Raw genomic sequence first — 8,141 nt, 5'->3', positions numbered from 1 at the left:
TCGGACGATCCGGCATGAGCACGTTTAGCGCGAGCCATTCCGTGTTTTCCGCATATTCCGTGGTTCCCTCATGAAGCCCTCGACGCGAGCCGGCGTCGCACCCGTTCGTGTGGTTCGTGTGGTTCGTGGACAAACCCCTCGCAGCGTCGATCACGGAACGCCAAGCCGAGCCGTTCGTTTCGGCGGCACAATGGCCATGCGTGGCCGTTTTGTTCGGAGGGCAAGAAATGCTCAAGTGGGCCCTGATCTTCGCTGTGATCGCCTTGATCGCCGGCGGCCTCGGCTTCACCGGCGTCGCAGGCGCGGCCGCCGGGATCGCCAAGATCCTGTTCTTCCTGTTCGTGATCGGCTTCGTGATCTTCCTGGCGCTGGGGATATTCGCCGGCCGGAAGATCGCGGGGGATTAGATCCCAAGATGCTCCCTTAAAGGGCGAGGATCTCGTTTAAGCCACCCGCACCCGCGCGGTGCTCTCCGGCAGGTCCGTCCCGAAGGCGCGCTGGAAGAACTCGGCCACCGTGCCGCGCTCCAGCTCGTCGCACTTGTTGAGGAAGGTCATGCGGAAGGCGAGCCCGATGTCGCCGCCGAAGATCTCGGCGTTCTGCGCCCAGGTGATCACCGTGCGCGGGCTCATGACCGTGGAAATGTCGCCGTTCATGAAGGCGTTGCGGGTCATGTCGGCGACCCTGACCATGGCGTTGATGGTCCGCTTGCCCTCGGGCGTCGAATAGCCGGGCGCCTTGGCCAGCACGATGCCGGCCTCGACGTCGTGGCTCAGGTAGTTGAGCGTGGTGACGACCGACCAGCGGTCCATCTGCGCCTGGTTGATCTGCTGGGTGCCGTGATAGAGCCCGGTGGTGTCGCCCAGGCCGATGGTGTTGGTCGTCGAGAACAGGCGGAAGTACCTGTTCGCGCGGATCACCCGGTTCTGGTCGAGCAGCGTGAGCTTGCCCTGCGCCTCCAGGATCCGCTGGATCACGAACATCACGTCCGGCCGGCCGGCGTCGTACTCGTCGAACACCAGGGCGACCGGCCGCTGGATCGCCCAGGGCAGGATGCCCTCGCGGAACTCGGTGACCTGCTTGCCTTCCTTCAGGACGATGGCGTCCTTGCCGACCAGGTCGATGCGGCTGATGTGGCTGTCGAGGTTGACCCGGATCAGCGGCCAGTTGAGTCGCGCGGCGACCTGCTCGATGTGGGTCGACTTGCCGGTGCCGTGGTAGCCCTGGACCATCACCCGGCGGTCGAAGGCGAAACCGGCGAGGATCGCCCGCGTGGTCTCCGGATCGAACTTGTAGGCCTCGTCCACGTCGGGGACGTGCGGGTCGCGCTCGGAGAAGGCGGGGACCTTCATGTCGAAGTCCACGCCGAAGGTCGTGCGCGCGTCCACCTCGGTGTCGGGGGTCAGCGAGATCAGCTTGTCTTCGGAGGAGTCAAAGGCGGCCATGGGCGTCGATTACAGGCTAGGCGTGCCCGACGCAAACGGCTGTTGGGCCCTGGGCGACCAGGGCGGAGCCGCCGCGCGCGGACGTGCAGGGGCGGCGGTGTCAGCCATTGAACTGGGCGCTCGCCCGCCCGGTTTCAACCGAGGTCGTGCTTCGCGCGCCTGGCCAGCGAGCCGAGCGCGACCAGGCTGATGAAGGCCGCACCGGAGAGGTAGAGGCCGACCGGCGGCAGGCCTCCGCGATCGGCCAGGGCCTGGGCGATCATCGGCGCCAGGCCCCCGCCGACGATGCCGCCGACGTTGAAGGCGATCGAGGCGCCGGAATAACGCACCCGCGTCGGAAAGAGGCTCGGCAGGAAGGCGCCGAGCGGGCCGTAGACGAAGCCCATCAGGAACAGCGCCAGCGACAGGAAGGCCCAGATCAGGAGTAGCGACCCAGACCCCATCAGCGCCGGCAACAGGAAGCCCGCCGCCACGGTGGCCGCGCAGCCGACCATCAGCACGCGGCGCGGGTTGGCGGCGTCGGACCAGTAGCCCGCTGCAAGGATGCCGGCGGCCAGGAAGACGATCGCGCCCAGCTCGATCCCTAAGAACACCTCGCGGCCGTACTTCAGCGTGCCGACCCCGTAGCCGAGGGCGAAGGCGGTCGCGAGGTAGAAGATGGCGAAGCAGGCGACCACCGCGAAGGTCCCGCCGAGCGTCTCCAGCGGATAGCGCTTCAGCACCTCGCCGAGCGGCGCCTGCGCCGGCAGGGCCTCCTTCAGCGCGGCCTTGAACGCCGGCGTCTCGGTCAGCTTCAGCCGCACCCAGAGGCCCAGGCCCACCAGCACGGCGCTGGCGATGAACGGCAGCCGCCAGCCCCAGGCCTTGAACTGGTCGGGCGAGAGCGTCAGGCCCAGCAGCAGGAAGAGGCCGTTGGCCGCGATGAAGCCCACCGGCGCGCCGAGCTGGGGGAACATGCCGAACCGCGCCTTCCAGCCGGGGGGCGCGTTCTCCACCGCCAAGAGGGCCGCGCCGCCCCATTCGCCGCCGAGGCCGAAGCCCTGGCCGAAACGCAGCACGCAGAGCAGGAGCGGCGCCGCCCACCCGATCTGGGCGTAGCCCGGCAACAGACCGATCAGCACCGTCGAGCCGCCCATGGTCATCAGCGAGGCGACCAGGGTCGACTTGCGCCCGATCCGGTCGCCGAAGTGGCCGAAGAAGGCCGCGCCCAGCGGCCGGGCGAAGAAGGCGACGGCGAAGGTGGCGTAGGAGCTGAGCAGCTGGGCCGAGGCCGAAACCGCCGGGAAGAACAGCGGCCCCAGCACCAGCGAGGCGGCGGTGGCGTAGATGTAGAAGTCGTAGAACTCCACCGCCGTGCCGACCAGGCTGGCGACCAGGACGCGGCGGTTCGACGGCGCGCCCGGAGGCCTCTCGGCGACCGTCCTCGGCGCAGCTGTGGTGGTGGTCATGAACGCCCTTCCCGACTTCGAGCCCCCCTTCGCGTCCCGAAGGCGCAAGGTCAAGGCCGCGGGCTCTCCCCCTTCCAGTGTCATCCCGGACAGCCGCTGCGCGGCTTCCGGGATGACAGAGATGGACGTGGGGGCTAACCCACGCCCATGCCCGCCGAGATCGCGCCGTTCTACGCCATCCAGCTCAGCCGCATCGCCCATCGGCTGAAGGCCGAGGGGCGCTCGATCGTGCACATGGAGTTCGGCCAGCCGTCGACCGGCGCGCCCAAGGCCGCGCTGGAGGTGGCGCATCGGGTGCTGGACACCGAAGCCATGGGCTACTGGGAGAGCGCCGAGCTCACCGCGCGCATCGCTCGCCACTACCAGGAGACCTACGGCGTCACGGTCGATCCCGAGGCGGTGGTGCTGACCTGCGGCGCCTCGCCGGCACTGGTGCTGGCGCTGTCGTCGGCGTTCGAGCCGGGCGAGCGGATCGCCATCGCCCGGCCGGGCTACGTCGCCTACCGCAACACGCTGAAGGCGCTGCACCTGGTCCCGGTGGAGATCGGCTGCGGACCGGCGGAGCGCTACCAGCTGACGGCGGCGGCGCTGGCGGCGCTCGACCCGGCGCCGGCGGGGGTGATCGTCGCCAGTCCCGCCAATCCGACGGGCTCGATCATCGAGGAAGGCGAACTCGCCGCCATCGCCAAGGTTTGTCGCGAGCGCGACATCCGCATCATCTCCGACGAGATCTACCACGGCCTGAGCTACGGCGCGGCGACGCGCTCGATGCTGGAGTTCGAGCCCGCGGCCCTGGTGGTGAACAGCTTCTCGAAATACTTCAGCATGGCCGGCTGGCGGCTGGGCTGGCTGGTGGCGCCCGGCCAGGCGGCTCAGCGGGCGCGGGCCTACGTCGGCAACCTCTTCCTCACCGCCCCGGCGCTCAGCCAGCACGCGGGCCTGGCGGCCATGGACGCGCGCGAGGAGCTGGAGAGCCACGTCGCCGTCTATCGCAAGAACCGCCAGCTGCTTCTGGAAGCTCTGCCGAAGCTCGGCCTGGCCTCGATCGCCCCGCCGGACGGCGCCTTCTACATCTGGGCCGACATCGGCCACCTGACCGACGACAGCCTGGCCTTCTGCGAGCGGCTGTTGCGGGACACCGGGGTCGCCACCGCGCCCGGCCTCGACTTCGACCCGGTCGACGGCGGCCGCTTCATGCGCTTCAGCTTCGCCGTCTCCACCGCCGAGGTCCAGGACGCGATCAGCCGCATGGTCCCCTGGTTCGCGGCGCGGGGCTCATAAGTTTTTGAAGTTAGACCATTCGCTGCGCCGAACCGGCGTCCACTTCGGCGGCGAATGGTCTAGGCTGCGCCTGGCGGGAAGGCGATCGCGACCTCCAGACCCGGGCCTGCGTCGCCCAGCTCCAGCCGCCCGCCGTGGCGGGTCGCGACGGAGGCGGCGATGGCGAGCCCCAGGCCCGAGCCCGGCGTGGTGCGGCTGGCCTCCAGCCGGCCGAAGGGGGCGAGCGCACGTTCGCGCAAGGCCGCCGGGATTCCGGGGCCGTCGTCCCGCACCAGCAGCCGCGGCGCGTCGCCCGATTGGACCTCGACCGCAATCCGCGACCCCTCTGGGGTGTGGCGCAGCGCGTTCTCCAGCAGGTTCGCCAGCGCCTGGGCGAGCAGGTCGGTGTCGCCCGCCACCGCCGCCGCCTCCAGCCGGGTCTCCAGGCTGCGGCCGCTCTCCTCGATGTCGGGGCGCAGGGCCTCGGCGACCCGCTCGGCCACCGCGGCGAGGTCGACGCGGCTCTGCGGACGCAGGCGGCCCTCGATCTCGGCGAGTTGCAGGAGGGCGTCGAAGGTGTGGATGATCTCCAGGAAGTCGACTTCCAGGCGGCGCACCTCCTCGGCCACCGCCGGCGTCTGCTCGGTGGCCCGGGCGAGGCGCTCGAGCTTCTGGCGCACCCGGTTCAGCGGCCGGCGCATGTCGTGGGCGACGTCGGTGGTGACCCGGCGCAGCTCGTCGATGAGCCGGCCGATGCGGTCCAGCATCTGGTTGAAGGCCAGGCTCAGCTCGTCGAGCTCGTCGGAGCTCGCGCGGCGCCCCACCGGCGCGCGAACGTCCAGCCGCCCTTCGGCGACCTGGGCGGCGGTGGCCGACAGCTGATCGACGCGGCCCCAGGTCCAGCGGGTGGCGAGCCAGGCGGTGGTCAGGCAGATGGCCACCCCGGCCGCGCCGCTCAGCGCCAGGAGGCCGGTGAGGGCGTCGAGCTGCCGCTGCTCGTTGGCGAGATTGCGGCCGACGGTGAGCCAGCCGCCGTCGGGCAGCCGTTCGGTGTAGGCCAGGACCGCGCCCGTGGCGGTCCGCGCGGTGCTCCAGCCCTCGCGTTGCAGCGCCGCCAGCTGCGGCGCGCCGCCCAGCCCGGCGCCGGCAGGGGAGGCCAGGCCGTACTCGAACCCGTGCCAGAGCCGCTGCCGTTTGGCGATGGTGTAGGGCAGGTGGCCGGCGCCCTTGCGCCGCCACTCGTCGTCCAGAGAGCGGGTCTCGCCGGCCACGTCGGCGCGCATGCCCTGTTCGGCGAGACGCTCGATGGAGATCCGGGCGAACGCTCCGGTCAGGCCGAAGGCGAGGATCAGCGCCGCGGCCTGAAGCGCCAGGAGGCGCACGCCGGTGCGGCGCCAGAGCCTGCGCATCGCGGGTCCCCCGGCCATGGCCTCAGCTCTCGGCGAGCAGATAGCCCGACCCGCGGATCGTGCGGATCAGCGGCGCGCGGCCGGCGCCGTCCACCTTGGCGCGCAGGCGGCAGATGTGGGTCTCGACGATGTTGGTCCGCGGGTCGAAGCGGAAGTTCCACACCTGCTCGAGCAGCATCTTGCGGGTGACGGTCTGGCCGCGGGCCAGCATCAGCACCTCGAGCAGACGGTACTCGAGCGGCAGGAGGGCGATCGCCTCGCCGCCGCGCCGGGCGGCCCGGTTCAGCCGGTCGAGCTCCAGGTCGCCGCAGACCAGCAGGCTGGCCTCCGCCGCCGGCCGAACCCGCCGCCGCGCCAGGGCCTGGATGCGGGCGTGCAGCTCCACCGAGTCGACCGGCTTGACCACATAGTCGTCGCCGCCGCCTTCCAGGCCCGCGACGCGGTCGGCGACCGCGCCCATGGCGGTGAGGAACAACGCCGGGGTCTCGACGCCGCGCGCCCGCAGCTGCCGCAGAAGCGTAAGGCCGTCGCAGGACGGCAGCATGCGGTCGAGGATCAGCACGTCGTAGTCGCCGTCGCCGACGCCGGGCGCCGCCGCGGCCACGCCGTCATGGACGACGGTCACCTCCAGCCCGAATCCGGCCAGGTCGTCGGCCATGTAGCGGGCGGCCTCGACGTCGTCTTCGACGATCAGGATACGCAGCTTCGGACGTCCCGCTGTCGCCGCGCGCAGGAACAGGCGGGCGCGGCGTGGTTGAGCCTGGAGTGGAGGCAGGTCCATGACTGCTGGAGGGGACTGACCGCAAGGGAAGTGAAAATTGAGATATCTCAATATTGATGTCAGTTCCGTGACGGCCATCTAAACCAGGCGCAATTTCAATGGCGTAAGAAGTTGTGGGCGGGCCTTGCCATGTTGGTGAAACATTCGCGAGAGAAGTTGCGCTTGAGATTTTCGCGCTGACACGCCTTTCCCCTCTGCGAATTTGCAAGGGGGAGACGGCTGCTTCGCGGCCGCTCAATTTTCCGACGGAGCAAGCAGATGGCGAACCTTGGGCGTCCGGTCCTGGCGGCGGCGGCGGCGAGCCTTGCGCTGGCGGCCGGGGCCCAGGCGGCCGAGCTTTCGACCATGGTCGTGCTCGGCGAGGATGGGGCGGCCCAAGCGCGGGTGATCACCGACGCCAAGGCCTGCCCGGCGCTCACGGTCGACGGCCGTCGGCGTCCCATGAGCCAGCGGGCCGCGGCGGGAACGCTCCCGGTGCGGCCGACCGCCTCGGCGCCGGAGCTCAGCAAGCCTGCGGCGTTCCCGGTGCTGACCTGCGAGGGGCAGCTGCCGAGGGGTGCGCGGCGGGCGGCGGTGGCGGGCCGGCGGCTGCCGCTGCCGGGGCCGCTGGTCCGTCGCATCGTGGTGATCGGCGACACGGGCTGCCGGCTGAAGGCGCCCGACGCCTACCAGGCCTGCAACGATCCGGCCGCCTATCCCTTCGCTCGCGTCGCCGCCCGCGCGGCGGCCTGGAAGCCCGACCTGGTGATCCACGTCGGCGACTACGAGTACCGCGAGAACCCCTGCGCAGCGGACAAGGCCGCGGCCTGCGCCGGCTCGCCCTGGGGCTACGGCTGGGACGCCTGGAAGGCCGACTTCTTCGCGCCTGCTGCGCCGCTGCTGGCCGCCGCCCCCTGGATCGCCGTGCGCGGCAACCACGAGGACTGCGCCCGCGCCGGCCAGGGCTGGATGCGCTTCATCGACCCGCGGCCGCTGACGGCGATAAGCGACTGCAACGACCCCGCGCGCGACATCGCCAGCGACGACCGGCCGCCCTACGCCGTGCCGCTGGGCGGCGGCGCCCAGGTGGTGGTGCTGGACATGACCACGGCCGGGACCAAGCCCGCTTCGGCGGACGCGCCCCAGCACGCCCAGTTCGCTGCGGACTATGCGACGCTCGACCGGCTGTCGCGGCGAGGGCGCTATACGATCCTTGCGCTGCACAAGCCGATCCTCGGCTTCACCAACGAGCTTGGCGGGCTGAAGCCGGCGACGCCGGGCATCCAGTCGGTGTTCGCCGAACAGAATCCGGCGATCCTGCCAAAAGGCGTCGGCCTCGTCCTCTCCGGCCACGTCCACATCTGGGAGCAGATCAGCTTCTCCAGCGATCACCCCAGCCAGTTCATCGCCGGCTTCTCCGGCACCCAGGAGGACACCGTCCCCATGCCGAAGGTCCTGCCGGCCGGCGCGGCCCCGGCGCCGGGAACGACGGTCGGGTCCTTCTCCAGCTGGATCGCAGGCTTCGGCTACATGACCCTGGAGCGCCAGGCCGCCGATCGCTGGAACGCCAAGGTCTGGGACCTCGACGGCCGCGTCGTGAACCGCTGCCGGATCGCGGGACGGAAGTCGCGCTGCGAGAAGCCGCAGGCGGACTGAGCAGCGGAGCTACACCATCCCTGCCTTGCGCAGCGCCTGGTAGGCGCGGATCACCTTCTGCAGGCGGTGCTCGCCGGCGCGGTCGCCGCCGTTGGAGTCCGGGTGCAGCCGGCGCACCAGCTCGGTGTAGCGGGCGCGGATCTTCGGCCCGTCGGCGCCGGCC

The 8,141-nt window shown here is 70.9% G+C and carries 8 protein-coding genes; 3 read left to right on the top strand and 5 right to left on the bottom strand.

The genetic code is table 11. The features are described from left to right. The first annotated feature begins 227 nt into the window (after positions 1 to 227). Positions 228 to 407, top strand: a complete 180-nt coding sequence (locus VJS38_RS14800; protein ID WP_324088917.1) for a DUF1328 domain-containing protein — start codon at positions 228 to 230, stop codon at positions 405 to 407. A gap of 36 nt (positions 408 to 443) precedes the next feature. Here the strand turns inward: VJS38_RS14800 and cobS are convergent, their stop codons facing one another. Both cobS and VJS38_RS14790 read right to left on the bottom strand, forming a co-directional pair. Beyond that, a complete protein-coding gene (gene cobS, locus VJS38_RS14795; protein ID WP_324088916.1) occupies positions 444 to 1,445 on the bottom strand; it encodes a cobaltochelatase subunit CobS in 1,002 nt (333 codons plus the stop codon). Positions 1,446 to 1,579: 134 nt separating this feature from the next. Continuing rightward, positions 1,580 to 2,893: an MFS transporter gene (locus VJS38_RS14790; protein ID WP_324088915.1), complete on the bottom strand. Its 1,314-nt coding sequence runs from the start codon at positions 2,891 to 2,893 to the stop codon at positions 1,580 to 1,582. A 147-nt stretch (positions 2,894 to 3,040) separates the two neighbouring features. On the opposite strand from VJS38_RS14790, the gene VJS38_RS14785 reads away from it, so the two are divergent. Continuing rightward, a complete protein-coding gene (locus VJS38_RS14785; protein ID WP_324088914.1) occupies positions 3,041 to 4,174 on the top strand; it encodes a pyridoxal phosphate-dependent aminotransferase in 1,134 nt (377 codons plus the stop codon). 59 nt (positions 4,175 to 4,233) lie between these two features. Here VJS38_RS14785 and VJS38_RS14780 read toward each other — a convergent pair whose 3' ends face one another. Next, on the bottom strand, positions 4,234 to 5,580 hold the full coding sequence (locus VJS38_RS14780) for a HAMP domain-containing sensor histidine kinase (protein ID WP_324088913.1): 1,347 nt from the start codon (positions 5,578 to 5,580) through the stop codon (positions 4,234 to 4,236). Positions 5,581 to 5,584: 4 nt separating this feature from the next. Next, a complete protein-coding gene (locus VJS38_RS14775; protein WP_324088912.1) occupies positions 5,585 to 6,343 on the bottom strand; it encodes a response regulator transcription factor in 759 nt (252 codons plus the stop codon). Between the two features lie 258 nt (positions 6,344 to 6,601). Between VJS38_RS14775 and VJS38_RS14770 the strand changes: the two genes are divergently transcribed. Beyond that, positions 6,602 to 7,978: a metallophosphoesterase gene (locus VJS38_RS14770; RefSeq protein ID WP_324088911.1), complete on the top strand. Its 1,377-nt coding sequence runs from the start codon at positions 6,602 to 6,604 to the stop codon at positions 7,976 to 7,978. A 9-nt stretch (positions 7,979 to 7,987) separates the two neighbouring features. Here VJS38_RS14770 and VJS38_RS14765 read toward each other — a convergent pair. Then, positions 7,988 to 8,141: J domain-containing protein (locus tag VJS38_RS14765; protein WP_324088918.1), on the bottom strand; the 154-nt coding region annotated here is incomplete at its 5' end.

Origin of the sequence: Phenylobacterium sp. (genome assembly GCF_035276905.1) — a bacterium.
Taxonomy (GTDB): Bacteria; Pseudomonadota; Alphaproteobacteria; order Caulobacterales; family Caulobacteraceae; genus Phenylobacterium.
The sequence above is the reverse complement of the archived record's forward strand: the minus strand, read 5'-3'. Positions and strand labels throughout refer to the sequence as shown.